This window comes from Streptomyces sp. NPDC031426 (assembly GCF_055581585.1).
This window is the reverse complement of the sequence record NZ_JBVIJE010000118.1, coordinates 1-1,063: the sequence shown is the minus strand read 5'-3', so window position 1 is coordinate 1,063 and position 1,063 is coordinate 1. Positions and strand designations below refer to the sequence as shown.

Annotated in this window: 1 protein-coding gene and 1 pseudogene; both read right to left on the bottom strand. The window is 65.3% G+C overall.

Going from position 1 to position 1,063, the window contains the following annotated elements:
* Positions 1-58 precede the first annotated feature (58 nt).
* Entirely contained in the window at positions 59-304 is a 246-nt protein-coding gene (locus ACZ5NH_RS45560; RefSeq protein ID WP_468784384.1) for an ALF repeat-containing protein, read from the bottom strand.
* A gap of 405 nt (positions 305-709) precedes the next feature.
* A pseudogene (locus tag ACZ5NH_RS45555) lies at positions 710-1,063 on the bottom strand (S1 family peptidase); the annotation flags it as partial.

Genomic DNA, 1,063 nt, shown 5'->3' with positions numbered 1-1,063 from the left:
CCCGCGCCGAGCCCAAGACGGCGTTCGCGCCCGACTCACCGATCCGGTCCTGGACCGATTACCCGACCAAGGCTGCGTGACGAGCCACTAGTTCGTCTTGTTTTCCGTCCAGAGCCTTGCGCGCGGCGTCCTGCAGGTTTAGCCCGCCCACGCTGGCGAGCTGGGCCACGGCAACGCGCTCGTCCTGGAACGTGGCGTCCTTCGCCGTGTCGAGGAAGTGCCGTACGTCGTCGTCGCTGCCGGTCAGAGCGACTTCCGCGGCGGCCCGCACCTCGGGGCCGCCCGTCGACCACAGGGCGAGCACTCGAGCGCGGTCGGGTATTTCGTCGGTATTCGTGCTGCCGCCACCAGCGGGGGCACCATCGGCCCGCGCTCGCGTGGGGACACTACCGAGTAGGCCGACGGCAAGAGCGATGGGCAGCAAAATCAGACAAAACAGGCGTGCCGCATACCAAGTCGTTCTCACCGCGGCACTCGCGGGCTTCAATTTTTTCAACTGTCTCTCTCATCGTTTGCAATTAAATGAAGTCGGCAGTCATGCATCGCATCCTCGAAACAGTCGGTCTCTCTGCCATTGACGCGGGACAACATGACGCCGCTGGTGCACGTACTGGGAATGGCCCGGTGCATCCGCACCGCCGTGCCATCAGACACGGCGGCGGGAGCCGTTTATCGGCTGACGCAGAGCCAGATTCCGTACCACGGGTGGTCAGTTGGCGGGTGCGAGCTGGATCTCGTCGTGGAGGCCCTGGGCGTCGACGCCGGTGAAGTAGCTGACGTGGCCGTCGTTCCAGCGGACGAGGATGTCGTTGGCGGTGGTGTTGGTGCTGAAGGCGCCGACGGTGACGGCGGCGGCGTCCTTCCACTCCGACTTGGCGGGCCGGATCCTGATCTCGGCGGGCAGGGCCTTGGCGGTCATGCCGGGGTAGATGGTGGTCTCACCGTCGATCCAGCGCACCAGCAGGTCATCGGTGTTCTTGCCGGTGAAGGAGCCGGTGGCGAGTTTCTCGGCGTAGGGCCAGGTGTTGTTCTTGGCGACGGTCTGGGTCTGCTTCTTCAGCCC